A 25,764-nucleotide genomic window follows, 5' to 3' on the forward strand; every position below is an offset into this window, starting at 1 on the left:
TCACTCGCGACTTAACTTACCTCAGGAGATACGCTTCTCATGCTGGATTTCTTCATCTCTCCGGCCATGGCTCAGGATGCCGGTGCCGCAGGCGGCGGCATGGCCCAGATCATCATGCTGGTCGGTTTCGTGCTGATCTTCTACTTCCTGCTGTGGCGCCCCCAGTCCAAGCGGGCCAAGCAGCATCGCGAACTGGTCGGCGGCCTGTCCAAGGGCGACGAGGTGGTGATCGGTGGCGGTCTGGTAGGACGCATCACCAAGGTGAGCGACGAGTTCATCACCCTGGAAGTGGCCGACAACACCGAAGTCAACGTACAGAAAAATGCCGTGGCCAACGTGCTGCCCAAGGGCACCATCAAGTCCATCTGACGTCGACGCTCCTCGCCCTTGCCGTTGGCTCTGCCCGAGCCGGGTAACGGCGGGGGTCGCCTGGCGGCCGGGTGTTCCCTTCTCGATCGGAAGCGAACATGCGGCCGCGCTGCCGTCCCGTAGCCTTCTTTACGCAACCTAGGCAGGGCTCCCATGCTCAACCGTTATCCCTTGTGGAAGTATCTGCTGATACTCATCGTGCTCATTGGCGGCGTCGTCTACTCGCTGCCCAATCTGTACCCCGAAGATCCGGCCGTGCAGATCAGCAGCGTTCAGGGCGACACCACCCTGGATGAAGCGCAGCTCGAGCGCATCCAGCAGACGCTTCGCGATGCCGGCATCGGCATCAAGGCCGTGGAGCGCGACGACACCAGCGTGCTGGTCCGCCTCGACGATGCCGACCACCAGCTGCGCACGCGCGACCTGTTGACCGATCAGCTCGGCGACGACTTCGTGGTGGCGCTGAACCTGGCCGAATCCACCCCGGGCTGGCTGCAGAACCTTGCCGCTTCGCCCATGACCCTGGGGCTCGACCTGCGTGGCGGCGTGCACTTCCTGCTCGAGGTCGACATGGACGCTGCCGTGACCCAGCGCCTCGAGGTCAATGCCAGCGCCATGCGCGAGCAGTTGCGTAGCGAACGCATCCGCTACCGCGGCACCGACATCGACGACCGCACACTGACGATCACCTTCACCAACGACGAAGACCGCGACACGGCACGCCGGCTGATCAGTCGCGAGTTTCGCGATTTCGACTTCGCCAGCGAGCAGGACGGCCGCGCTTCGCTGCTGGTAATGACGCTGACCGACCAGGCGGTGAACGAGATCCAGGACTACGCCATCAACCAGAACCTCACCACCCTGCGTAACCGGGTGGACGAGCTGGGCGTGGCGGAACCGCTGGTGCAGCGCCAAGGGCCGGACCGGATCGTGGTCGAGCTGCCCGGCGTGCAGGACACCGTGGCCGCCAAGCGCGTGGTGGGCGCCACCGCCAACTTGGAGTTCCGCCTCGAGGCGCGCCCGGACACACCGGACGCCGAGACCGAAAGCTTCGCCTTTCGCAACAACCCGAACCGCACCGCCGACCTGATGCGTGACGTGATCATCACCGGCGACAGCGTTTCCAGCGCCCAGCGCAGCTTCGACGAGAACGGTCGCCCCCAGGTCAACATCAACCTGGACGGCACCGGCGGCACGCTGATGAACCGCGCCACCCGCACCAACATCGGGCGCAACATGGCGGTGCTGTTCATCGAGCACAAGACGCGTGACCGGGTGGTGATGGAGGATGGCGAAGAGGTCACCGTGCGCGAGCCCTATACCGAGCGCGGCCTGATCAGCCTGGCCACCATCCAGAGCGCGCTGGGCAACAGCTTCCGCATCACCGGGCTCGACTCGCCCACCGAGGCAGGCGAGCTGGCCCTGCTGCTGCGCTCCGGCTCGCTGGCGGCACCGATCTACTTCGTCCAGGAACGCACCATCGGTCCGAGCCTGGGGGCGGAGAACATTGCCCGCGGGGTGATGTCGGTGCAGATCGGCCTGGTACTGGTCGTGCTGTTCATGCTGATCCGCTACAAGGTGTTCGGCGTCTTCGCCAACGTGGCACTGGCGTTGAACCTGACCCTGCTGATCGCAGCCATGTCCCTGCTCGGCGCCACCCTGACGCTGCCGGGTATCGCCGGTATCGTGCTGACGCTGGGCATGGCGGTAGACGCCAACGTACTGATATTCGAGCGAATACGCGAAGAGCTGCGCAACGGACTGTCGATACAGCAGGCCATTCATGCCGGTTACGAACGCGCCTTCAGCTCGATCGTCGACGCCAACATCACCACCCTGCTGGTGGCGGTCATCCTGTTCTCGATCGGCACCGGCCCGGTCAAGGGCTTCGCCGTGACCCTGTCGCTGGGGATCCTCACCTCGCTGTTCACCGCCCTGCTGGTGACCCGTGCGATGGTGAACCTCATCTACGGCGGCAAACCGGTCAAGAAGCTCTGGATCTAAGGCTCACCAACTTGAGGTGGTTATGAAAACCCTCGTCAATCGACAGTTCGACTTCATGGGCAAGCGCCGGATCGCCTTTGCGATCTCCGGTTTGCTGATCCTGGCGTCGATCGTCTCGCTGCTGCTCCAGCAGCTCAATCTGGGGCTGGACTTCACCGGCGGCACGCTGATAGAGGTGCGCTACGCGGTGGCACCCTCGCTGGACGCCGTGCGCCAAGCCTTGGAAGCCGCCGAGTTCCGCGATGTTTCGGTGCAGACCTTCGGTGCCTCCACCGAGATACTGATCCGCCTGCAGCAGGCCTTCGATGCGGAAGTCGGCAACCGCGTGATCGAACTGCTGCGCGCCGATGGCGATACCGTCGAACTGGTGCGCGCCGAGTTCGTCGGCGCTCAGGTGGGCGAGCAACTTCGCGACCAGAGCGGCCTGGGGCTGCTATTGGCCATGGCCGTGGTCATGGTCTACGTGGCCTTCCGCTTCCAGTACAAGTTCGCCATCGGCGCCGTGCTGGCCCTGTTCCACGACGTCATCATCGTGGTCGGCATCTTCTCGCTGTTCCAGTTCGACTTCGACCTCACGGTGATGGCAGCCCTGCTGGCGGTGATCGGCTACTCGCTCAACGACACCATCGTCGTCTACGACCGTATTCGCGAGACGATACGCACCTCGCGCATCGACGACATGCCGGCGATCTTCAACGAAGCGATCAACCTCACCCTGTCACGCACGCTGGCGACGTCTGGTACCACCTTGCTGGTGCTGATGGCGCTGCTGCTGCTGGGTGGAGACATGATCCACTACTTCTCCATCGCGCTGATCCTCGGTGTGGTCGTGGGTACCTTCTCCTCCATCTACGTGGCGGCCGCCCTGCTGCTCGCCGTGAAGCTGGAGCGCAAGGACCTGATTCCGCCAAAGAAGGAGGAGCACGAAGAAGAGGAACAGCTGCCCTAGGAAAGACACCATAGCGTGCTGCGCTCGGTATCTAGGGCGCCTTTCCTTTTTGGCTTTGCAACGCAAACCGCCCCCGCAGCAGTGCTGCGGGGGCGGTTTCGTTTCGGGCTGTGTCGCCGCTCAGAAATGCGGCTTGAGCTGCTGTACCAGGGCCTTGAACAGGCGCGGGCCGGCAGCCATCAGTTGGCCCTTGGCTTCGACACTCGGCTGGCCATCCGGGGTGCCCATCAGCGCACCGGCTTCCTTTAACAGCAGGCTGCCGACCAGGCGATCCTGCTCCTCCAGCCCCAGCACGAAAGCGGCGTCGACGCGGCCGGCGGCCAGCTCGGCCATATCGAGCAGGCCACTGCCGGTGGCAAGCTGTGTCTCGACCTGCGGGCCGAGCTGCTGAACCAGGGTCAGGTAAGCGGGAAGATGACGCGAGCGATGATCGCTCTCGGGCAGACTCATGGCGATCCGAGTGCCGAGTATCGCACTGGACTTGGGCACACGAATACGCTTGCCGTTGTGCTGAGAACCGCGACCACGGCTGGTCAGGTATTCGTCGTCGCTATAGGGGCAGATCACCACCGCATGCTCCGGGCGACCCTTCACCAGGCACACCACCGACAGGGCAAAACCGCTGCCGGCCACGCCCAGGCTTGAGTAGCCATGGAAGGGCTCGATGCGCCATTCGATGTCCCGCCCTTCGCCTTCGCCGGCGCGGTGAGGGGTGAAACGACCGCTGACCCCGTGCTGGGGATAGCCGCGGTTGAGCTGACGAACGATCAGCGTCTCGGCGTTGCGGGCAGTGTCCTCGAGCAGGCGCTCGAGATTGTGTTCTTCGTGAGCGTTCTCGATGCGCTCACGAATGCGCAAGAACTGTTCGGCGGCACTGCGCGTGGCGCGCAGGGCGAATTGGACCATCGGATGCATGATCGGGCCTTGGAGCGTCGGTGATGTTAAAGAACAGGCTAGTTCGAACGTAGATCCCGGGTCGAACGGGGAGCTCGGTCGAACGCGTGGCGCGCATCCTAGCAGAATCGCCCGGCATGCGCCATTGCTGCCGGCAGGCGTGGTAGACTCGGCGGTTCGCAGTTTCTCTCGTACGGCAAAGGCAGTCCCGCATGCTAGAGCGCATTCGTATCGTGCTGATCGGCACCAGTCATCCCGGCAATATCGGCGCCACCGCCCGCGCCATGCACAACATGGGGCTTGGCGACCTGGCCCTAGTCTCACCGCGCTGCGAGCCGCTGACTAGCGAGAGCATCTCTCGCGCCTCGGGAGCCGACCATATCGTGCATGCCGCCCGGGTCGTCGAAACCCTCGAGGAAGCCGTCGCCGACTGCACCCTGGCGGTGGGAGCCAGCGCCCGCTCACGCACCCTGCCCTGGCCGATGATCACGCCGCGCGCGCTGGGAGAACGGCTGCCGGCCGAACTCGCCGGCCCTGAATCGCGGGTGGCACTGGTCTTCGGCCGCGAGGACAGCGGGCTCTCCAACGCCGAGCTGCAGCGCTGCCATGCCCACGTGCACATCCCCACCAACCCGGACTTCAGCTCGCTCAACCTGGCTGCCGCCGTGCAGGTGCTGGCCTACGAGTGCCGTCTGGCCTGGCTCGAAGCCGGCAACGGTGGGGGAAGCAGAGAGAACGACCAGGATGAGGAGCCGCAGCAGCCGCTGGCCAGCCACCAGGAGCTGGAGCACTACTTCGCTCACCTGGAACGCACCCTGATCGCCATCGGCTTCCACGATCCGGCGCTGCCACGCCAACTGATGGCCCGGCTGAGACGCTTCACCCTGCGTGCACGTCCCGAGCGGATGGAGCTGAACATCCTGCGTGGCATGCTCACGGCCACCGAGAAGTGCGCCGCCGGGCACCCGGGAGCCGACGAGGGGGCCGTGTCACCCCCGGATGAGAAAGGCGGCGACGGCACAGCGTAGCCTAGCGCCTGCACCGCCACCAAAAATCCTTGAACGCTGCCCGGCGCGCCCCCATATGATGAGTCTGTTACCGATTCCCGCCGCCAGGCCGCTTCACCGCCACCAAGGACCGCTGCATGTTTCAACGACTGCGCGAGGACATCAATAGCGTATTTGACCGCGATCCGGCGGCCCGCAACTTCCTGGAAGTGCTCACCAACTATCCGGGATTGCATGCGCTGCTGCTGCATCGTCTGGCCCATTGGCTGTGGCGAAAGCACCTGAAGTGGCTGGCCCGCACCCTGTCGACCTTCTCGCGCTGGCTTACCGGCATCGAGATCCACCCCGGGGCGAAGATCGGCCGACGTTTCTTCATCGACCACGGCATGGGGGTGGTGATCGGCGAGACCGCCGAGGTCGGCGACGATGTCACGCTCTACCAGGGCGTCACCCTGGGTGGCACCAGCTGGCACAAAGGCAAGCGCCATCCGACCCTCGAAGACGGCGTCATCGTCGGTGCCGGCGCCAAGATCCTCGGCCCCTTCACTGTCGGCGCCGGTGCCAAGATCGGCTCCAACGCAGTGGTGACCAAGGAGGTGCCGGCCGGTGCCACGGTAGTGGGCATCCCCGGCAAGATCGTCAAGCGTGCCGATCCGGATGCCGCCGAGGAACTGGAGGTCGACCCGGAGCGCCGCGAAGCGATACGTCGCAAGTTCGGCTTCGATGCCTACGGCGTGAGCGAAGACATGCCCGATCCGGTGGCGCGCTCGATCCAGGCCATGCTCGACCACATGCACGCCGTGGACGAACGCATCGAGCGCATGTGCAGCACGCTGCGCAAGCTCGACGCCAGCTACCGCGAGGGCAAGCTGCCGGAGCTGCGCGACGAGGACTTCGCCGACATCCTTTCCGATGTCGACGCCTGCTGCGGGCCCACCGCCGGCTCCAGAACCGAGCATGATGGAGATCAAGGCAACGGCGAGCCCCCTCGCAGCAATGGTTGACCTTGGCAGTCGGGCTTTACCATAATGGCGTTTCATCCTTGCTCGCCGCTGGCGGCGGGCCGTTTCGCCCCGCCCGACCGAAGGGCCGAGGTACGCTATCCGATGCGTCTGAAGAGCCTACCATGCGTTTGACCACCAAGGGACGCTACGCCGTCACTGCCATGCTCGACCTGGCCCTGAACGCAGACAAGGGCGCCATCTCGCTGGCCGATATCGCACGCCGCCAGGAGATCTCCCTGCCCTATCTGGAGCAGCTCTTCGCGCGCCTGCGGCGTGCCGGGCTGGTCAACAGCGTGCGCGGCCCCGGCGGCGGCTACCTGCTGGCGGTTCCTGCCGCAGAGATCTCGGTGGCACGGGTCATCGACGCCGTCGACGAGTCGGTCGACGCCACGCGCTGCCAGGGGCTATCGGACTGCCAGCAGGGCGACACCTGCCTGACCCACCATCTATGGTGCGAACTCTCCGGCCAGATCCGCGGCTTTCTCGACGGCATCACCCTCGGTCAACTGGTCGAGCATGGTGACGTGCGCCGCATCGCGGCTCGCCAGAACGCCCGTCACGACGCCAACACCATCCTGACCTCCTCGCCCTGATCGCCCGGGCAGAGGAACAGACTGGAGAATTCCGCCAGACAATGAGCGCACTCGTCTATCTCGACTATGCCGCCACCACCCCGGTCGACCCCCGCGTCGCCGAGGTCATGCAGCGCCATCTGACCCTGGACGGCATCTTCGCCAACCCCGCTTCGCGCAACCATATGCTGGGCTGGCAGGCGGAACAGGCGGTAGAGAACGCCCGCCGTCAGGTCGCCGACCTGATCGCCGCCGACCCGCGCGAGATCGTCTGGACCAGCGGCGCCACCGAGGCCGACAACCTGGCGCTGATCGGCTTCATGCGCGCCAATCGCGAACGCGGCCGTCATCTGGTGACATCGATCGTCGAACACAAGGCGGTGGTGGACACCGCCGCGGCGCTGGAACGGGAGGGCTTCGAGGTCACCTGGCTGACGCCGGGCAGCGATGGCCGCATCCAGCCCGAGCAGCTGCGCGAGGCCATGCGCCCCGACACCGTGCTGGTCTCGCTGATGGCGGTCAACAACGAGCTGGGCTGCATTCATGACCTGGCCGCGCTGGCCGAGGTCGCCCATGCCGGTGGCGCGGCGTTTCATGTCGATGCCGCTCAGGGCGTGGGCCGCATCGACCTCGACGTCGGCCGGCTGGGCATCGACCTGATGTCCCTCTCCGGCCACAAGGCCTACGGCCCCAAGGGCATCGGTGCGCTCTACGTGCGACGCAGCCCCGACCTCCGCATCGAGCCGCTGATCCATGGCGGCGGCCACGAGCGCGGCATGCGCTCCGGCACCCTGGCCACCCATCAGATCGTCGGCATGGGCGAAGCCTTTCAACTGGCCGCCGCCGAAGGCGAGGCCGACCAGGAGCGCATCCTGGCGCTGCGGAACCGACTGCTTGCGGGGCTGTCCGAGCTGGACGGAATTCATTGCAACACCGCCATCGACGTGGCGGTGCCCAACATTCTCAACCTGGCATTCGAGGGCGTGGACGGCGAGTCGCTGCTGATGGCCCTGCGCAGCATTGCGCTGTCGACCGGTTCGGCATGCAACTCCGCCAGCGTCGAGCCATCCTATGTATTGAAGGGCATCGGCGTGCCGCGCGCGCTGGCACTGGCCTCGCTGCGTTTCAGTTTCGGCCGTTTCACCGACGAGGCCGATATCGAAGCTGCGCTCGAGGCCTTGCGTCACGCCCTTCCGGGCCTGAGACGCTGATCGTCGCTCAGCCACTTTGCTGCAGGAGTACCAACATGGCGCACCTTTCGATTACCTCCTCCGCCGCCGAACAGATCCAGCGGGCTCTGGCGGAGCGTGGGCACGGCCTGGGCCTGCGGGTCTCGGTCAAGCCCAGCGGCTGCTCCGGCTACAGCTACGTACTCGACTTCGCCGACGAGGCGGCCAATGACGATGCGGTGTTCGAGGAGCATGGCGTGACCGTCTTCGTCACCCCTGAGGCATTGCCGATGCTCGACGGCAGCGAGGTCGACTACGTCTCGGAGGGACTCAACCGCTTCTTCCGCTTCAACAACCCGAACGTGAAGGATCAGTGTGGGTGCGGTGAGAGCTTCACCGTCTGACCCATAGTGGGTCGACGATTGTTCAACGCCTGCCGGCAGCGGTATACTCTGCGCCCATCGATGGCGCCGCCTGGGCGATGACCGGGCGACACCGAACGCATTGGATCTCTATTGGCGCCGCGCCGTACCGACACCACCCCGGTGGGCGGGTACGGCGTGGCGCCGCACCATTGGATCTTCAACTCCATCACTCAGCAACGAAGAGGCCACCATGGCAACCGAACGTACCCTGTCCATCATCAAGCCCGACGCCGTCGCCAAGAATGCCATCGGCGACATCATCTCTCGCTTCGAGAAGGCCGGTCTCAAGGTCGTTGCCGCCAAGATGCTGCACCTGTCCGAAGAGAAGGCCGGCGGCTTCTACGCCGAGCACAAGGAGCGCCCCTTCTTCAAGGATCTGGTGGGCTTCATGACCTCCGGTCCGGTGGTGGTGCAGGTACTGGAAGGTGAAGATGCCATCGCCAAGAACCGCGAGCTGATGGGCGCCACCAACCCCAAGGAAGCCGCCCCGGGCACCATCCGCGCCGACTTCGCCGAGACCATCGACGCCAATGCCGTACACGGCTCCGACTCGCCGGCCTCCGCCGAGCGTGAAGTGGCCTACTTCTTCAGCGCCGACGAGATCTGCCCCCGCTAAGCCACCAGGCCAGGCACTTTTCGCGGGGGCGCTCACGCCCCCGCTCTCGCCCTGCCCCGATCTACGTGATGCCATGACCGCCACCACCGCCCAACGTACCAATCTGCTCGGCCTGACTCGCGAGGAAATGGAAGCCTTCTTCCTCTCCATCGGCGAGAAGAAGTTCCGTGCCGCCCAGGTGATGAAGTGGATTCATCACGACGGCTGCGACGACTTCGAGGCCATGACCAATCTGTCCAAGGCGCTGCGTCAGCGGCTCGCCGAGGTGGCCGAGATTCGCGGCCCCGGCGTGGTCTATGAAGGTACTTCCAGCGATGGAACCCGCAAGTGGGTGCTGGAGGTGGAGGACGGCAGCTACGTGGAAACGGTGCTGATCCCGGCCGACAACGGCAAGCGCCGCACCCTGTGCGTATCGTCCCAGGTGGGCTGCTCGCTCGATTGCAGTTTCTGCTCCACCGGCAAGCAGGGCTTCCAGCGCAACCTCACCGCCGCCGAGATCATCGGTCAGGTGTGGGTCGCCCAGCGCAGCGTGGGGCCGCGCAAAGATACCGCCAATCGCCCAGTCACCAACGTGGTGATGATGGGCATGGGCGAGCCGCTGATGAACTACGACAACGTCGTGCCGGCCATGAAGCTGATGCTCGACGACAACGGCTACGGACTCTCCAAGCGTCGTGTCACCCTCTCGACCTCGGGCGTGGTGCCGATGCTCGACAGGCTCGGCGACGAACTCGACGTGAGCCTGGCCATCTCGCTGCACGCCGCCACCGACGAGCTGCGCAGCGAGTTGGTGCCGCTCAACCGCAAGTACAACATCCGCACCCTGCTCGACGCCTGCCAGCGCTACCTGGCCAAGTGCGACGACACCCGCATGATCACCATCGAGTACACCGTGATCAAGGACGTCAACGACCAGCAGGAGCATGCCCAGCAGTTGGCCGAACTGCTGCGCGAGCTGCCGTGCAAGATCAACCTGATTCCGTTCAACCCGTTTCCCCATTCGGGCTACGAGAAACCGTCGCGCAACCAGGTGATGCGCTTCCAGCAGTGGCTCTATGAGCTTGGCTACACGGCGCCGATCCGCACCACCCGCGGCGACGACATCGATGCCGCCTGCGGTCAGCTGGTGGGTCGCGTCAAGGACCGCACCCGGCGTCATGAGCGCTACATCCGCTCGATTCAGATCGACGCCGACTGATGCGGGAAGCCGCCTTGACTTCAACTCGTCACGGCGCTTTGATGAACAGGCTTTTTTCGTCCCTGGCCAGCGCCGCTCGGGTGCCAGGCAAGCGAAACACCCACAGCCCGACAGGCCCGACCATGAGGATGCCATGACGCGCTTCCCCAACCTGCCAAGCCGATGCCCCCCGCTGGTAGCCATGGCGGTCGTCTCGTTGTGGCTTTCCGGCTGTGCCAGCCAACCCGAGCAGCAAACCGAAGCGAATCCGACCGAGGCATTCACGCAACTGGGCATGGCCTATCTGGAGCGCGACAACCTGCCGCGTGCCATGTCCGCGCTCAACCGTGCGTTGGAACGCTCGCCCAACGACCCCGAGGCGCTGCAAGCCATGGCCATCGTCTATCAGCGCCAGGGCGAGCGGGAGCAGGCTGACAAAACGTTTCAGCGGGCCATCGCCGCGGCACCGGACAACAGCCGTGCACGCAACAACTATGCCGTCTTTCTTTACGAACAGGGTCAGGTGAGGCGCGCCTGCGAGCAGCTCGAGGCGGCTTCCCGGGATACCCGCTATGCCAACCGAGCCCAGCTGTTCACCAACCTCGGCCAGTGTCAGTGGGAGTTGGGCGAGATCGACCAGGCACGCCACAGCCTGGAACGCGCCCGCAGTCTCGAACCGCGCAATCCCTGGAGTTACTTCACCCTGGCTGAGCTGGAGCTGGAACAGGGCAACCCCGACCGCGCCAGACAACAGCTGGAGATATTCGTGGGGCTTGCCGGCATGACGCCGGATGCCCAGGCGCTGGCCCGGCAGATCGCCGCCAGCGCACCGGACATGACCGTCACCCCCGGCTCTGACAACCAGCGTGACGCACATTGATCAACGATTCCAAGACTGAAGGATGCTCAGCCATGAGCGATAACCAAGATATCGATGCCGTCGGCCTCGGGTCCCAGGCCTCTCCCGGGGAGATGCTGCGCCGAGAGCGTGAAACGCAAGGTCTGTCGCGGGAAGAGGTCGCCACGGCGCTCAACCTGCGCCCTGCCGTGGTCATCGGTATGGAAGAGGACAACTACGAGCAGGTGCCGGTGGCTGCCTATCGCCGCGGCTACCTGCGCGCCTATGCCCGCCTGCTGGGCATCGACGACCGCCCCGTGCTGCAGGCCTATACGGAGCGCTTCGGCTCCCAGGAAAGCGAACAGCGGGTCACCCCGGTACAGGTCACCAAGCCGCCGTCGCGCATCGGCGTGTGGCTGTTCAAGCTCGTCACCCTGTTGGTGATTGCCGGCCTGATCGGCCTGACCCTGGTGTGGTGGCAGAGCCGTGACGGCAACCAGCCGCCCGCCGTCGACGATGGCGAACCGGTATCGGTCGAGACCCTCGACGGCACCACCACCATCGAGGAGGAGCCGCGCCCTGAGGTCGAAGAGGCGCTGCCGCCGGTGCCTCTCGAAGGCGTCGACCCGATCGGCGAAGAGGACACACAGCCCCTCCTCGGCGAAGTCGACCCCAGCGGTGCCCAGGCCCTGCTGGCCCAGACCGGTACCGCGACCACTCCCGAGGAAGAGGCCATCGTCGAGGAAGCCGCGGCCCAGGACATCGTCGCCGAGGAGGAGCTGGAAACGACCGACGTGGCGGCGCCCGCCGACCGCACCGTACTGCAGCTCACCTTCAACGAGCAGTCCTGGACCGAGATCTTCGACGCCACCAATAGCCGCGTTTTCGTCGGTCTTCAGGAACCCGGCACCACAGCGACCGTCGAAGGAGAGCCACCGTTTCGCCTGACCATCGGCAACGCCACCGGTGTCGAACTGAGCTGGGCCGGCGAGCGCGTCGACCTGCGCGCGCGCGCCGGGGCCAACAACGTCGCCCGCTTCACCCTGGGAGAGTGACATGCATTCCCCATCGCCCATCGTGCGTCGCAAGTCGCGCCAGATCCACGTCGGCAAAGTACCGGTCGGGGGCGACGCCCCCATCTCGGTGCAGAGCATGACCAACACCGACACCCTGGACGTGGCCGCCACCGTGGCCCAGATTCAGCGCCTCGAGGACGCCGGCGCCGATATCGTACGCGTCTCGGTGCCGTGCATGGATTCAGCCGAAGCCTTCGGCCGCATCAAGCAGCAGGTCAACGTACCGCTGGTGGCGGACATCCACTTCGACTACAAGATCGCCCTGCGCGTGGCCGAACTCGGCGTCGACTGCCTGCGCATCAACCCCGGCAACATCGGCAAGGAAGACCGCGTGCGCGCCGTGGTTTCCGCCGCCCGCGACAACGGCATCCCGATTCGCATCGGCGTCAATGCCGGCTCGCTGGAGAAAGAGCTGCAGCGCAAGTACGGCGAGCCCACGCCGGAGGCGCTGGTGGAGTCGGCCATGCGCCACATCGACCACCTCGACCGCCTCGACTTCCAGGAGTACAAGGTCAGCGTCAAGGCCAGTGATGTGTTCATGGCCGTGGCCGCCTATCGCCAACTGGCCAAGCTGATCGAACAGCCGCTGCACCTGGGCATCACCGAGGCCGGCGGCCTGCGCTCGGGTACCGTCAAGTCGTCGATCGGCCTCGGTATGCTGTTGATGGACGGCATCGGCGATACCATCCGCGTCTCCCTGGCCGCCGACCCGGTGGAAGAAATCAAGGTCGGCTACGACATGCTCAAGAGCCTGCGCCTGCGCAGCAAGGGCATCAACTTCATCGCCTGCCCCAGCTGCTCGCGCCAGAATTTCGACGTCATCGGCACCATGAACGCCCTCGAAGAGCGCCTGGAAGATATCATGACACCGCTCGACGTCTCGGTGATCGGCTGTGTGGTGAACGGCCCCGGCGAAGCCAAGGAGAGTGATATCGGCCTGACCGGCGGCACTCCCAACAACCTGATCTACATCGACGGCAAGCCCGCCACCAAACTGACCAACGACCATCTGGTCGACGACCTGGAGCGCCTGATTCGCGAGAAGGTGCGCGAGAAGGAACAGGCCGAAAAGGATCTGATCGCCCGCGGGGCCTGATCCGCCGTTGACCATCAAGGAGCCATCGTTGAGCAAGTCCGACAGCAGCAAGAAGAAGATCCAGGCCATCCGCGGCATGAACGACCTATTGCCGGACCGGTCCGCCCTGTGGCAGTACTTCGAAGGCAAGGTACAGGCGCTTACCCAGCGCTACGGCTACGCCGAGATCCGCACGCCCATCGTCGAGCAGACCGCACTGTTCGCCCGCTCCATCGGCGAGGTCACCGATATCGTCGAGAAGGAGATGTACACCTTCGAGGATCGTAATGGCGACAGCCTGACCCTGCGCCCCGAAGGCACGGCCAGCTGCGTGCGCGCCGCCATGGAACACGGCCTGCTGCACAACCAGACCCAGCGGCTGTGGTACCAGGGCCCGATGTTCCGTCACGAGCGTCCACAGAAGGGTCGCTACCGCCAGTTCCATCAGGTCGGCGTGGAAGCCTTCGGTCTGGAAGGTCCGGACATCGATGCCGAGGTGATTCTGCTCTCCGCCCGCCTGTGGCGGGAGCTGGGTCTCAGCGATCACGTCACCCTGGAGCTCAACTCGCTGGGCTCCAGCGAGGCGCGCGCCGCCTATCGCGACAAGCTGGTGGCCTATTTCGAGCAGCACCGCGACCAGCTCGACGAGGACTCCCTGCGCCGTCTGACCAGCAACCCGCTGCGTATCCTCGACTCCAAGAACCCGGACATGGCGCCGATGCTGGCCGATGCGCCCAAGCTGATGGATCATCTCGACGACGCCTCGCGGGAGCACTTCGAGGGCCTCACCGCCCTGCTCCAGGCTGCTGGCATCGACTACGTGATCAATCCGCGCCTGGTGCGCGGCCTCGACTACTACGGCCGCACCGTGTTCGAGTGGACCACCACGGCGCTCGGCAGCCAGGGTACCGTGTGTGCCGGCGGCCGCTACGACGGCCTGGTCGAGCAGCTCGGCGGCAAGCCGACCCCCGCGGTAGGCTTCGCCATGGGCATCGAACGGCTGGTGCTGCTGCTCGAGACCCTGGAGCTGGTGCCCGACTCCGCCCTGGGCGAGCTGGACCTCTACGTGCTGCCCCTGGATGATGTCGCCACCACCCAGGCCATGCTGCTTGCAGAAAGGATCAGAAGCGAGCTGCCCGAGCTGCGCCTGCAGCTGCACTGCGGCGGCGGCAGCTTCAAGAGCCGGATCAAGAAGGCCGACAAGAGCGGTGCCCGCCTGGCCCTGCTGTTGGGCGAAGACGAACTGGAGGCAGGCCGCGCCACGCTGAAATTCCTGCGCGAGGAGCGCGAGCAGATGAGCCTGGACCAGGGCGCTCTGATCGACATCCTCGCCAGCATGACGGCGAGCGACGAGCGCGCCTGATCGAACCGCATATTGCAGTAAAAGGAGACCGCCCGTGGCGGAGCTGAGAACCGAAGAAGAGCAGCTGGAAGCCATCAAGCGCTGGTGGAAGGAGAACGGCACGGCGCTGATCGCCGGTGTCGCCATCGCCATTGCCGGCGTGGTCGGCTGGAACGCCTGGCAGAACCATCAGGAAAACCAGTCGGCATCGGCCTCCATGCGCTACCAGCACCTGGTCAATCTGACCGACAGCGGCGAGATCGATGAAGCCCGCAGCCTGGTCGCCGAGATCACCGACAACCACGGTCGCACTCTGTATGCCGACCTGGCGCGCTTGATCGACGCCCGCCTGGCCGTGGAGACTGGTGACCTCGACGCCGCCCGCGGGGTGCTCGAAGGCGTGATCGAATCCAGCAACCGCGACTACGTGCAGGGCCTGGCGCGGCTGCGTCTGGCCAGACTGCAGGTGGCCGCTGGCGATGCCGAAGCCGCCCTGGACACGCTGGCACGGGACATCCCGGCAGCCCTCGCCGCCCAGCAGGCCGACGTGCGCGGCGACGCCCTGCACAGCGTGGGACGCACCGACGAAGCCCGTCAGGCCTGGCAGGAAGCGCTTGCCGTCGCCGAACAACGCAACCAGCCGATCTATGGCGTCCAGCTCAAGCTCGACGACCTGGGCGCCGAAGAGGCCACGCTATGAAGACGACTCTCGCTCGCAAGACCACTCTCGCTCTGGTCGCCACGCTGACCCTCGGCCTGCTGGCCGGCTGCGCCAACCGCTCGGAACCGCGCTACACCCCCAAGGAGCTGCAGCGCTTCGAGGCCCGCGCCGAGCTGCGCAGCGACTGGCGCCAGCGCGTGGGGCAAGGCCTCGGCCGCGCCGTCTACCCCATTTCGCCCACTCTCGACGGTGGGGTGATCTATGCCGCCGACGAGCGTGGCCGACTCATGGCCGTGGCGGCCGACAGCGGTGAGCGGCGCTGGCAGACCGACCTCGAGGTCGGCGTCTCCAGCGGCCTGACGGCGGCGGCCGGGCAGATCTACCTGGGCACCCGCAACGGCGAAGTGCTCGCAGTGAGTCAGGCCGACGGCGAGGTCACCTGGCGTTCACGTGTCGCCAGCGAAGTGTTGGCCGCGCCCCAGCCCAACCAGCAGCTCCTCGTGGTACAGAGCGTGGATGGCACCGTTACCGCGCTGGATCGGCGTACCGGCCAGGAGCGCTGGGTATACAACACCACCGAACCGGCCCTTACCCTGCGCGGCACCGGCACCCCGTCGGTGATCGATCCGGTCACCTTCGTCGGCTTTGCCAGCGGCCGCCTGACCACGCTGGACAACCGCAGCGGTCAACCGCTGTGGGAGCGTCGTATCGCCGTACCCCGCGGACGCAGCGAAATCGACCGCATGGTCGACCTGGGCGGCCAGCCCGTGCTGACCCCCGATGGCCGACTGTTCGTGGCCAGCTACAACGGACGCCTGACCGCCCTCGATGCGACCAGCGGTGAAACGCTGTGGGAGCGCGATCACTCCAGCTATCAGACCCCGGTGCTGGTGGGCGATCGCCTGTTCACCGTCAGCGAGGCCAGCCATGTGACGGCCTTCGACGCCCGCACCGGCGAGGAAGTGTGGCGCAACCGCGACCTCGAGGGTCGCTGGCTGACCTCTCCCGCCTTCGCCGACGGCAACCTGGTGGTGGGCGACTTCGAGGGCTACATCCACCTGATCGACATTCAGAACGGTCGCTTCACCGCGCGTACCCGGGTCGACAGTTCCGGCATCAGCGTGCGTCCGGTCACCGACTTCCGACGTCTCTACGTGCTGACCAATAACGGCCGCCTGGAGGCCCTGGAAATTACCCGATGACACCTGTGATCGCCCTGGTTGGCCGCCCCAATGTGGGCAAGTCGACGCTGTTCAACCGCCTGACCCGCAGCCGGGATGCCCTGGTGGCCGACTTCCCGGGGCTTACCCGCGACCGCAAGTACGGTAACGGCATGCTGGGCGACAAGGCCTATACGGTGATCGACACCGGCGGCATCAGCGGCGACGAGGAGGGTATCGATGCGGCCATGGCCGAGCAGTCGCTGGCCGCCATCGACGAAGCCGACATCGTGCTGTTCCTGGTCGATGCCCGCGCCGGACTGAATGTCGCCGACGAAGCGATTGCCAACCACCTGCGGGTCAACCAGAAGAAGACCTGGCTGGTGGTGAACAAGACCGACGGCCTGGAAGAGCACTCGGCCATGGCCGATTTCTGGCAGTTGGGTCTTGGCGACCCGCGCCCCATTGCCGCGGCCCACGGTCGCAACGTCACCAGCCTGATCGAGGAAGTGCTGGCACCCTTCCCCGAGCGCGACCTGAGCATCCCGGCGGATACCGGCACCAAGGGCATCCGCATCGGTGTGATCGGCCGGCCCAATGTGGGCAAGTCGACCCTGGTCAACCGCCTGCTCGGCGAAGAACGGGTGGTGGTGTTCGACGAGGCCGGTACCACCCGTGACGCCATCGAGATCCCCTTCGAGCGGCGCGGCAAGCCCTACGTGCTGATCGATACCGCCGGCGTGCGGCGGCGCAAGAACGTCAGCGAGATCGCCGAGAAGTTCTCGATCATCAAGACACTGGAGGCGATCAAGGAGTGCCATGTCGCGATCATGGTGCTCGACGCCCGCTCGGGCCTGGTGGAGCAGGATCTGCATCTGCTCGACTACGTGCTCACCACCGGGCGTGCCCTGGTGCTGGCGGTCAACAAGTGGGACGGCCTGGAGCACGAGGCCAAGGAAAAGATGCGCGCCGACATCAAGCGTCGGCTGGGCTTCGCCGACTACGCCGACCTGCACTTCATCTCGGCCCTGCACGGCACCGCCGTGGGTGACCTCTATCCCTCCATCGAGCGCGCCTTTGCCTCGGCCAACAGCCACTGGTCGACCAACCGTCTTACCACCCTGCTGCAGGATGCCGTCAGCCAGCATCCGCCGCCGCTGGTGCATGGGCGACGGATCAAGCTGCGCATGGCCCACCAGGGCGGCAGCAACCCGCCGATCATCGTGGTTCACGGCAACCAGACCGAAGCGCTGCCCGAGTCCTACAAACGCTTCCTGACCAATACGTTCCGCAAGGTGCTCAAGGTTCGCGGCACCCCGATTCGCTTCGAGTTTCGCTCTGGCAACAACCCCTTCGACCCGCTGGCCGGTGCCAGCGACCGGGAGAAAGCCAAGCAGCGCGAGCTGGGACGCACTCGGGCCGCACGCAACAAACGCCGCTGATGCCTGTCAAAGCGCCCGATCGCCAGATCGGGCGTATTGCCACCCGCTCCCTGGTCTACCCTGCTACCTACCCTTAGCTTTAGTCGTTCATCCAACAGGAGGAACCGATGTTCCTGAGTCGCGTGTCGTCGTTCTTGCTGCCGCGTCGCCGTTGGCGCCTGCTGGCCCCGCTGAGCCTGTCCTTGCTGCTTGCCGGCTGCCTGGCCCTGCCCCAGACCGGCCTTTTCGCCTTCCGCCTGGCCGTGACATCGCTGGGTGTGGAAGACGTGCGGATCGGCCCCTACTCGATCCAGGCCGGTCTCGACACCAGCGACGTGGCCTCGCTGATCGCTTCCAGCCTCGGTGCGGGCAGCCTGCCGGTGCAGGCCACCCTGGCCATGGGGCTGGCGCTGCCCGTCGGCATGCCGGCAGTGGAGATGTCGGGGTTCCGCTGGACCCTGGACGTGCCCGGCGCCGATCCAGTCAGCGGCAACTATCAGCAGGACGTGACGCTGACCTCGGGTGACGACACCCGCCTGCGCCTACCGGTGGAATTCGACGTGCTGGCCACCGACCGCCGCCGCCTGGCCCCCATGGTGGAACTGGCCACCCAACTGGCAAGCCAGGGCGAGCTGCCGGCAGGCAGTGAGCTCGCCATCACCCCGGGCAGCCTGCGCGGCCTGGGCGTGACCCTGCCCGCCGGCCTCTTTACGCCGACCCTGCGCTTTGCCGTGGGGCAGGATGGCGAGCTGACTCCCCAGCGCTGATCACTCGCCCTGCCGGCGCCCAGCTTCATGCAGCCGCCGGCGCCCGACCCACTGGCAGGCGAACTGCCAGGCTCCTCTGCCGCTGCGTCCGCCGCGCAGGGTGGCGTAGCGGATCGCCTCGGCACGCGCCTCGGCGTCCCAGTCCTTGGCGCTGCCCAGGTGCGTGACCCAGTGGCAACAGGCTTCCAGATAGGTGTCCTGGCTGAAGGGGTAGAAGCCCAGCCACAGGCCGAAACGGTCGGAGAGCGAGATCTTCTCCTCCACCGCATCACCGTGGTGAAGCTCCTCCCCCACCAGGCGCGAACCTTCGTTGTCGGCCATGGACTCCGGGAGCAGGTGGCGACGGTTCGACGTGGCGTAGAGCAGCACGTTCTCGGGCGGGCCGGTGAGCGCACCGTCGAGCACGCTCTTGAGCGCCTTGTAGGCGTCGTCGTGGCCCTCGAAGGAGAGGTCGTCGCAATACACCACGAAGCGCTGCGACTGAAGGCGCAGTTGCTCGACCAGCATGGGCAGGCCAGCCAGATCGTGGCGGTCGACCTGCACCAGGCGCAGCCCCTCCGGGGCCAGACTGTTGAGCAGCGCACGAATCAACGACGACTTGCCGCTGCCGCGTGAGCCCCACAGCAGCGCATGGTTGGCCGGCAAGCCCTGTAGAAAGGCGCGGGTATTGTCGACCAGCGCCAGCTTCTGGCGCTCGATGCCCAGCAGGTCGTCGAGGGCGAGGCTATCCCGTGGCGGCACCGGCAACAAGCGGCCGCCCAGCACGTGGCGCTGCCACAGTGCAGCCACATCACGTGACCAGTCGACCTCTTGCGGGGCGGGCGGCAGCCAGTGCTCCACGTGATCCAGCAGGCGGCCAAGGCGTCTGCTCAGCTCGGCATCCATCGGTATCTCCTTGGAAGTTCCACGGTTCGTGGTTGACGTTGCGTCGTTACGGGGTATCTTGTGGCGAACCGTCACCGACGTCCAGGGTCTCAAGGGATCTGAAGAACGAGGAATCGAACATGCGCTGGATTCGTTATGCTGCCGTGGCCGCCCTGGCCCTGACCCTAACTGCTTGTACCACCTCGCCTACCGGCCGCCAGCAGCTCACGCTGGTGTCGGATGCACAGCTCAATCAGATGGGCCGCGAGGCCTTCGATCAGTACCAGCAAGACCTGCCGGCCGCCGGCCAGGCCGAACAGCGCTATGCCCAGTGCATCGCTAATGCCCTGATCACCGTGCTGCCGGAGCGCGAGCGAGACCAGGACTGGCAGATCCGCGTGTTCGAATCGGAGCAGGCCAACGCCTTCGCCCTGCCCGGCGGCTACATGGGCATCAACACCGGCCTGCTGCGGGTAGCCCGCAACCAGGATCAGGTCGCCGCCGTGGTGGGTCACGAGATCGGCCACGTGCTGGCCCGTCACGCCAATGAGCGCGTCTCGACCCAGACCTCTACCCAGCTGGCGCTGTCGGTACTGGGATCCGCGGCAGGCATGCAGGGCCCTGGCGGCGAGCAGTTGATGGGTGCGCTGGGCCTCGGCGCCCAATACGGCATCATGCTGCCCTTCTCGCGTCGCCACGAAACCGAGGCCGACATCATCGGCGTGCGGCTGATGGCGGATGCCGGCTTCGACCCGCGCGCCAGCCTCGACCTGTGGGACAACATGAGCGCCGAGGGCGGCGCCCGTCCACCGGCCTGGATGTCCACTCACCCCAGCCACGGCCAGCGCACTCAGGTACTGCAGCAGGAGATGGAAGGCGCCATCGCCCGCTATGAGCAGGCGCGCCAGGCGGGAAGGCAGCCTAACTGCCAGCGCCCCTAGGGCAACACCGATTCATTGCTGCGCTCGACAAGACTGGTAGACGACTGGAAAACGAATGCTGAGACTAGGACTGCTGCTGTTGATCCTGCCCATCCTCGTACTGATGGGCCTCTACTTCTGGGAACTAAGCAGCGTGCGTGAATGCACCCTGATCCAGGGCGGCTACTGGGACTACCTCGACGGCGTGTGCCGCTCCACCCCGCAGCCCTTCGTGCCCTGGGTGGAACGTCAGCCCTGGCTGGTCAACGGCGGCATGCTGCTGTCGGTGGCCGGTGTGGTGCTGTGCATGGCGGGGCTCTACGTCAAGCGACGCTGACGTTGATCGACCGCGCAGGGCGCGCCCCTGCGCGGTACTCACCTCCCGACGAGCGATGCGCTCCTGTGACCTATCGCCCAAGCGCTACTCGTAGAGATAGCACGCCACCGAATGCTGATCGGCGACCTGTCGCCGCTGGGGCGAAGCCTGTGCCTGGAAGCGCACGCTGAGGGTCCCCTCTCCGCCACGCTCGATGCGGCCGGCTTCGGCCAGCGCCGGATGCTTGGCCCGCATCACCTCGAGCAGCTCGCGCTCCGCGGCCTCGGCGCTCCCCACGCGCACCTGCAGGTGTACGTCGAGCCCAGCCACTTCGGCGCTACCCAGATGCTCGATCTCACGCCCGGCGATTCGCCACTCGCTCAGAGCGGTGATCACGTCGCGCCCTTCCCAGCCGCAGTGGGCCATGGCCCGGGGGCAGCGGGTGTGAAAATGGCAGCCGTTGGGCGGCTCCACCGCGCTGGGAATCTCCCCGGCACTCTCCAAGGGCGGTTTGACCACGCTGGGGTCCGGCTCGGGACTCGCCTCCAACAGCAGTTGGGTGTAGGGGTGCTTGCGCTCGCGCACCACCTGTTCGGTAGGCCCCACCTCGACGATCTCGCCCAGGTACATGATCGCCGTGCGATCCGCCACGTAGCGGATGGTCGGCAGGTCATGGCTGACGTAGACGAAGGAGATGCCCAGTTCGTTGCGAAAGCGGTGCATCAGGTTGAGCACCCCGGCGCGGATCGAGACGTCGAGCATCGACACCGGCTCGTCAGCGACGATGAAGCGCGGCTCGAGCACGATGGCCCGGGCGATGGCGACCCGCTGGCGCTGGCCGCCGGAGAGCTCGTGGGGGAAGCGCTCGGCGTAGACCTCGGCCGGCTTGAGCCCGGCCCGCTCCAGCGCCTCCACCACCTTGTGCTGCAGCGCCTCGCCCTCGGCCAGGCGATGGATGATCAACGGCTCGGCGACGATGTCGAAGATGGTGAAGCGCGGGTTGAGCGTCTGGTAGGGATCCTGAAAGATCATCTGCGCCCGGCGCCGGAACGTCTTCAGCTCGCGTCCGCTGAGCTGGGCGATGTCGGCGCCCTCGAAGCGGATCTCCCCCGCGGTGACGTCGAGCAGCCGCACCAGCATCTCGCCGGTGGTGGTCTTGCCCGACCCCGACTCACCGGCCAGGCCCAGGATCTCGCCCTCGTGCAGGTCGAAGGAGATACCGTCGACGGCATGCACCTTGCGATCCTTGTTGCGACCGCGCAGGCCGTCTAGGAAGCCCTGCTCCACCGGGAAGTGCTTCTTGAGCTCCGCCACTTCGAGCAGCAGCGGCGAATCGGCATCCTGGTGCTCGATGGAGCCGGCGCCCTGCACCGGCTCGTTCAAGCGCTCCCCGACCACCGCCCAGGTCTCGTTGAGCGCCGCCTTCACGCGGAAGGCCTCGGCCTGGTCAGGGTAGTGGCAGGCCGACTGGCGATCCGGGCCGACGCTGTGCAGTGGTGGCGTCTCACGCACGCAGCGCTCGGTGGCAAAGGGGCAGCGCTCGGCGAAGCGACAGCCGGCCGGCGGATGGAGCAGGTCGGGCGGGCTGCCGGGAATCGAGATCAGCTCGCGCTGGGCGCCCTCCAGGGTCGGGAAGGCATTGGTCAGGCCCATGGTGTAGGGATGGAACGGCGTGCCGAATACCTCCCGCACCGGCCCGGTCTCCATGATGTGGCCGCCGTACATCACCGCTACCCGGTCGCAGGTCTGTACCACCACCGAGATGTCGTGAGTAATGAACAAGAGCCCCATGCCGCGCTCGCGGCGCAGCTTGGAGAGTCGCGCCAGGATCTGCGCCTGGGTCACCACGTCGAGCGCGGTGGTCGGCTCGTCGGCGATGATCAGCTTCGGGTCCAGCGCCAGGGCCATGGCGATCACCGCACGCTGCTTCATGCCGCCGCTCATCTCGTGGGGGTAGGCGGAGAGCCGGCCCGGGTCGATGCCCACCGCACGGAACAGCTCCTCGGCGTGGGCCCAGGCGGCTTTGCGGTCGATCTTGATGTGGGCGCTCATCGCCTCGAGGATCTGATCGCCCACGGTGTAGACCGGGTCCAGCGCGTTCATCGCCGCCTGGGAGATCCAGGCGATCTCCTTCCAGCGCACCTTGCGCATGCTCTCGTCGTCGAGCGCCACCAGGTCGCGCCCATCGAAGTCGATGCGCCCGCGCGGCACCTCGCCGTTGGGCGGCAGCAGCCGCAGCATCGCCTTGGCCGCGGTGGTCTTGCCGCAGCCCGACTCGCCCACCAGCCCCAAGGCCTCGCCGGGACGCAGGTCGAAGTGGATGCCGTCGACGGCCTGCACCGGCCCCGCGCCGGTGCGGTAGTGAATGGCCAGGTCCTCGACCTTCAGCAGTCGTTGATCGGTCATCGGCGTGCCCTCAAACGTGGGTTGGCGACCAGCTCCAGCGAGCGGGAGATGAAGAACACGGAGAGCACCGTGATCATGATGAACAGCCCCGGCGGCAGGTTCCACCACCAGGCGTCGCGCCAGGCGCCGGAGAGCCGCGCATTGTGCAGAATGCCACCCCAGGAGATCGACTGGGGCGGCCCCAGGCCGAGGAACGAGAGCGTGGCCTCGGCGATGATCGACACCCCGACGATGATGGCCAGCTCGAGGAACACCAGCGGCATCACGTTGGGGAAGATGTGCAGATACATGATGCGCAGGTCCGAGGCACCGGCCACCCGCGCCGCCTTGACGAAGGGACGCTCGCGCAGGCTGAGCACCTGGGAGCGGATCAGCCGCGCCACGGTGCGCCAGGTGAGCAGCGACACGGCGAGGATGACGATCAGCAGGCTCGGCTCGAACAGCAGCACCAGGATCAGCGCGAAGGGCTCGAAGGGGATGCCGTACATGACGTCGACGGTACGCATCAGCACGGTCTCGGTGCGGCCGCGGAAGTAGCCGGCAATGAGCCCCACGTTGGCGCCGATCAGCACCACCAGGGCGGCGCCGATGAAGCCCACCAGCAGGGCGATGCGTGAGCCGTGCACGTTCTGGCTGTAGAGGTCACGGCCGAGGTGGTCGGTGCCGAACCAGTGCTCGCCGGAAGGCGGCGCCAGGCGGTTGACGAAGCGGTCCGAGCCCAGTGCGAAGTAGTCCTCCCCGGTGACCATCAGGGCCCGCAGGTGACGCTCCTCCTCACTGGGCACCAGTTGCCACTCGTCCGCCTCGCGCTCGAACACGATACCGCTGCGGCCCACGGCGAAGGCGTGGCCCTCGTCGGTGACCCAGCCGGCGCGCATGGCGCGGGAATCCGGCGAGTCCTGGCTCTGCCAACGCTCGCCCACGGCGCTGCGCGAGAGCAGCGTGCCGCGTTCGCCGACGATCAGGCCGTGACCGCTGTCGGCCAGGTGGATGTGGTTGAGGTCGCGGTTGGTGGGCAGCCGCTCCAGCGACAGGCTGTCGTCGTCCGGGTCGAGGCGCAGGGTCAGGCCGCGCTCGCCCACCATCCAGGCGCTGCCGTCCGCATCCAGCGCCACCGAGTTGAGCCTCATGCCGCGCCCCAGCGGGCTTTCCAGCGCCTCGAACTCGCCGCTGGCAACGTCCAGGCGCAGGATCGTCTCGTCGACGCCCACCAGCAGCGCCGTGGCGTCGTCGAGCCAGGTCACGCCGGTCAAGGCCACTGACACCGGTGCCTCGATGGGCAGCCACTCGCTGCCCGCGGCGGCATCGTCGAGCAGGGCGATGTTGCCACCCACGCCCACCGCCAGCGCAGCACCACCGGGGGCTATGGCGACGTCGATCAGGGTCGTGGGCAGCGGGGCCTCGAGCTCGGCCCACTCGCCGTCGCGATAGCGCCAGGTGGCGCCGTCGCGCCCCACGGCCAGCCCCACGCCGTCGCGATAGTCCGCCGCGTTGAGGGTGCGCTCGCCGAGCGCGGGCAGCTGCACCCAGCGCGGGCGCTCGCCGTCGACGCTGCGCGCCAGCAGCGAGCCCTCTTCGCGCTCGTTCACCGCCAGCGGTTCATGGGTGGAGAGAAACGGCGCGAACAGCGCCATGCAGATGATCGACAACAGCACCACGACGCCCACCAGGGAGAGGCGATCGCCGATCATCGCGCGCAGCGGTTCCTGCGCGCTCTTGAGTATGCGGGATCCGATCATTTGAAGCTCACCCTCGGGTCAAGCATGGTGTAGAGAATGTCCACCAGCAGGTTGAGCGTGACCACGAAGGCCGCCATCACCAGGAAACTGGCCTGGGCCAGGGGGAAGTCCGAGGTGCGCACCGAGTTGAGGATCTCGCGCCCCAGCCCCGGCCAGGAGAACACCACCTCCACCACCACCTGACCGCCGGCGGCCAGGCCCACGGTCACCGCCAGTTGAGTCACCACCGGCAGCAGCGCATTGCGCGCGGCGTGGGCGTAGAGGATACGCCGCTCCGGCAGGCCCTTGGCGCGGGCCATCTCGATGAAGTCCTCGCCGTACACCTCGAGCATGGTGTTGCGCATGATCAGCAGCGGCGAGCCCAGGTAGTAGAGCGCCACCACCAGCGCCGGCAGGATCAGGTGGTGCAGGAAGTCGAGAGTGAAGATCTTGTCGAAGAAGCCCGTAGCCTCGTAGGGCAAGGTGCGCATGCCGCTGGTGGGCAGCCAGCCCAAGGCGATGCCGAATACCAGAATGGCGATCATGCCGGTCCAGAACATCGGCGCCGAACGGAACATCAGACCGACGAAGATGCCGGTGGTGTCGGTACGGCTGCCGCGACGCCAGGAGAGCCAAGCCCCCAGCGGCACGCCCACGGCGTAGGCCAGCAGGATTGCCGGCAGCATCAGCACCATGGTGTTGCCGAGCCGTTCCCAGATGATGTCGGCCACCGGTGCGCGGTAGTGGAAGGAGTAGCCGAAATCGCCCTGCAGGATGTTGGCCAGGTAGATGAAGTACTGCTCCCAGATCGGCCTATCGAGACCGAAGCTGGCGCGGATGCGCTCGCGCTCCTCGGGGCTCAGGCCTTCGGTGATCAGAGCGGCGGTGGGGTCGGGCAGCCCCAGGCGGAACAGGAAGAACAGCATGGTGGCGATGATGAACAGCGCCATCAGGCCGTGCAGCACACGGCGTATCAGGTAGCTTCTGCGTGTCGACATGGAAGACTCGCTCTTG

General features: G+C 66.3%; 25 protein-coding genes. 20 read left to right on the top strand and 5 right to left on the bottom strand.

Annotation, left to right across the window (positions count from 1 at the left end):
• The first annotated feature begins 39 nt into the window (after window positions 1–39).
• From yajC to secF, 3 genes are all read left to right on the top strand, one after another.
• Window positions 40–369 carry a preprotein translocase subunit YajC gene (gene yajC, locus HOP59_RS19880; RefSeq protein WP_010626654.1) on the top strand — a complete coding sequence of 110 codons (330 nt, stop codon included), beginning with the start codon at window positions 40–42 and terminating at the stop codon, window positions 367–369.
• 153 nt (window positions 370–522) lie between these two features.
• Window positions 523–2,373 carry a protein translocase subunit SecD gene (secD, locus tag HOP59_RS19885; protein WP_234255291.1) on the top strand — a complete coding sequence of 617 codons (1,851 nt, stop codon included), beginning with the start codon at window positions 523–525 and terminating at the stop codon, window positions 2,371–2,373.
• Window positions 2,374–2,395: 22 nt separating this feature from the next.
• Window positions 2,396–3,322 carry a protein translocase subunit SecF gene (secF, locus tag HOP59_RS19890; protein WP_234255293.1) on the top strand — a complete coding sequence of 309 codons (927 nt, stop codon included), beginning with the start codon at window positions 2,396–2,398 and terminating at the stop codon, window positions 3,320–3,322.
• 120 nt (window positions 3,323–3,442) lie between these two features.
• Here secF and HOP59_RS19895 read toward each other — a convergent pair whose 3' ends face one another.
• Entirely contained in the window at window positions 3,443–4,237 is a 795-nt protein-coding gene (locus HOP59_RS19895; RefSeq protein ID WP_234255295.1) for an inositol monophosphatase family protein, read from the bottom strand.
• A 191-nt stretch (window positions 4,238–4,428) separates the two neighbouring features.
• Between HOP59_RS19895 and trmJ the strand changes: the two genes are divergently transcribed.
• The 15 genes from trmJ (at window position 4,429) to HOP59_RS19970 (ending at window position 18,526) form a co-directional block, all read left to right on the top strand.
• Window positions 4,429–5,244, top strand: coding sequence for a tRNA (cytosine(32)/uridine(32)-2'-O)-methyltransferase TrmJ (trmJ, locus tag HOP59_RS19900; protein ID WP_234255297.1), 816 nt, complete (start codon window positions 4,429–4,431; stop codon window positions 5,242–5,244).
• A gap of 116 nt (window positions 5,245–5,360) precedes the next feature.
• Window positions 5,361–6,227, top strand: coding sequence for a serine O-acetyltransferase (gene cysE / locus HOP59_RS19905; protein WP_234255300.1), 867 nt, complete (start codon window positions 5,361–5,363; stop codon window positions 6,225–6,227).
• A gap of 122 nt (window positions 6,228–6,349) precedes the next feature.
• Entirely contained in the window at window positions 6,350–6,820 is a 471-nt protein-coding gene (locus tag HOP59_RS19910) for a Fe-S cluster assembly transcription factor (RefSeq protein WP_010626648.1), read from the top strand.
• A gap of 41 nt (window positions 6,821–6,861) precedes the next feature.
• Window positions 6,862–8,010, top strand: coding sequence for an aminotransferase class V-fold PLP-dependent enzyme (locus tag HOP59_RS19915; protein ID WP_234255301.1), 1,149 nt, complete (start codon window positions 6,862–6,864; stop codon window positions 8,008–8,010).
• A gap of 35 nt (window positions 8,011–8,045) precedes the next feature.
• On the top strand, window positions 8,046–8,372 hold the full coding sequence (locus HOP59_RS19920; protein WP_010626646.1) for a HesB/IscA family protein: 327 nt from the start codon (window positions 8,046–8,048) through the stop codon (window positions 8,370–8,372).
• A gap of 211 nt (window positions 8,373–8,583) precedes the next feature.
• On the top strand, window positions 8,584–9,009 hold the full coding sequence (gene ndk / locus HOP59_RS19925) for a nucleoside-diphosphate kinase (RefSeq protein ID WP_010626645.1): 426 nt from the start codon (window positions 8,584–8,586) through the stop codon (window positions 9,007–9,009).
• Window positions 9,010–9,082: 73 nt separating this feature from the next.
• The gene (gene rlmN, locus HOP59_RS19930) at window positions 9,083–10,207 is read left to right on the top strand and encodes a dual-specificity RNA methyltransferase RlmN (RefSeq protein ID WP_234255303.1); all 1,125 of its coding nucleotides are present in this window, start codon (window positions 9,083–9,085) and stop codon (window positions 10,205–10,207) included.
• A 133-nt stretch (window positions 10,208–10,340) separates the two neighbouring features.
• Window positions 10,341–11,066 (top strand): type IV pilus biogenesis/stability protein PilW, encoded by a 726-nt coding sequence (pilW, locus tag HOP59_RS19935; RefSeq protein WP_234255305.1) that lies wholly within the window; start codon window positions 10,341–10,343, stop codon window positions 11,064–11,066.
• A 32-nt stretch (window positions 11,067–11,098) separates the two neighbouring features.
• The gene (locus HOP59_RS19940; RefSeq protein WP_234255307.1) at window positions 11,099–12,079 is read left to right on the top strand and encodes a RodZ domain-containing protein; all 981 of its coding nucleotides are present in this window, start codon (window positions 11,099–11,101) and stop codon (window positions 12,077–12,079) included.
• Between the two features lies 1 nt (window position 12,080).
• Window positions 12,081–13,196: a flavodoxin-dependent (E)-4-hydroxy-3-methylbut-2-enyl-diphosphate synthase gene (ispG, locus tag HOP59_RS19945; protein ID WP_010626640.1), complete on the top strand. Its 1,116-nt coding sequence runs from the start codon at window positions 12,081–12,083 to the stop codon at window positions 13,194–13,196.
• 28 nt (window positions 13,197–13,224) lie between these two features.
• Window positions 13,225–14,538, top strand: coding sequence for a histidine--tRNA ligase (gene hisS / locus HOP59_RS19950; RefSeq protein WP_267965984.1), 1,314 nt, complete (start codon window positions 13,225–13,227; stop codon window positions 14,536–14,538).
• A gap of 34 nt (window positions 14,539–14,572) precedes the next feature.
• Window positions 14,573–15,217: a YfgM family protein gene (locus HOP59_RS19955; protein WP_234255309.1), complete on the top strand. Its 645-nt coding sequence runs from the start codon at window positions 14,573–14,575 to the stop codon at window positions 15,215–15,217.
• Window positions 15,214–16,380, top strand: coding sequence for an outer membrane protein assembly factor BamB (gene bamB, locus HOP59_RS19960; protein WP_010626636.1), 1,167 nt, complete (start codon window positions 15,214–15,216; stop codon window positions 16,378–16,380). Before HOP59_RS19955 ends, bamB begins: the two co-directional genes overlap by 4 nt.
• Entirely contained in the window at window positions 16,377–17,780 is a 1,404-nt protein-coding gene (gene der / locus HOP59_RS19965; protein WP_010626635.1) for a ribosome biogenesis GTPase Der, read from the top strand. Before bamB ends, der begins: the two co-directional genes overlap by 4 nt.
• Window positions 17,781–17,887: 107 nt before the next feature.
• Window positions 17,888–18,526, top strand: a complete 639-nt coding sequence (locus tag HOP59_RS19970; protein ID WP_010626634.1) for a hypothetical protein — start codon at window positions 17,888–17,890, stop codon at window positions 18,524–18,526.
• Here HOP59_RS19970 and HOP59_RS19975 read toward each other — a convergent pair whose 3' ends face one another.
• The gene (locus tag HOP59_RS19975) at window positions 18,527–19,411 is read right to left on the bottom strand and encodes an ATP-binding protein (protein ID WP_234255311.1); all 885 of its coding nucleotides are present in this window, start codon (window positions 19,409–19,411) and stop codon (window positions 18,527–18,529) included.
• 119 nt (window positions 19,412–19,530) lie between these two features.
• Between HOP59_RS19975 and HOP59_RS19980 the strand changes: the two genes are divergently transcribed.
• A complete protein-coding gene (locus HOP59_RS19980) occupies window positions 19,531–20,331 on the top strand; it encodes a M48 family metallopeptidase (RefSeq protein ID WP_234255313.1) in 801 nt (266 codons plus the stop codon).
• 55 nt (window positions 20,332–20,386) lie between these two features.
• A complete protein-coding gene (locus HOP59_RS19985) occupies window positions 20,387–20,647 on the top strand; it encodes a hypothetical protein (protein ID WP_234255315.1) in 261 nt (86 codons plus the stop codon).
• An 84-nt stretch (window positions 20,648–20,731) separates the two neighbouring features.
• Here the strand turns inward: HOP59_RS19985 and HOP59_RS19990 are convergent, their stop codons facing one another.
• From HOP59_RS19990 to HOP59_RS20000, 3 genes are read right to left on the bottom strand one after another with little or no spacing between them, the layout of a single operon-like run.
• Window positions 20,732–23,032 carry a dipeptide ABC transporter ATP-binding protein gene (locus tag HOP59_RS19990; RefSeq protein ID WP_234255317.1) on the bottom strand — a complete coding sequence of 767 codons (2,301 nt, stop codon included), beginning with the start codon at window positions 23,030–23,032 and terminating at the stop codon, window positions 20,732–20,734.
• Window positions 23,029–24,771, bottom strand: coding sequence for an ABC transporter permease subunit (locus tag HOP59_RS19995; RefSeq protein WP_234255319.1), 1,743 nt, complete (start codon window positions 24,769–24,771; stop codon window positions 23,029–23,031). The genes HOP59_RS19990 and HOP59_RS19995 overlap by 4 nt, the downstream gene beginning before the upstream one ends.
• Entirely contained in the window at window positions 24,768–25,748 is a 981-nt protein-coding gene (locus tag HOP59_RS20000) for an ABC transporter permease (protein ID WP_234255320.1), read from the bottom strand. The genes HOP59_RS19995 and HOP59_RS20000 overlap by 4 nt, the downstream gene beginning before the upstream one ends.
• Window positions 25,749–25,764: the final 16 nt, after the last annotated feature.

The organism is Billgrantia aerodenitrificans, assembly GCF_021404405.1.
GTDB lineage: Bacteria > Pseudomonadota > Gammaproteobacteria > Pseudomonadales > Halomonadaceae > Halomonas > Halomonas aerodenitrificans.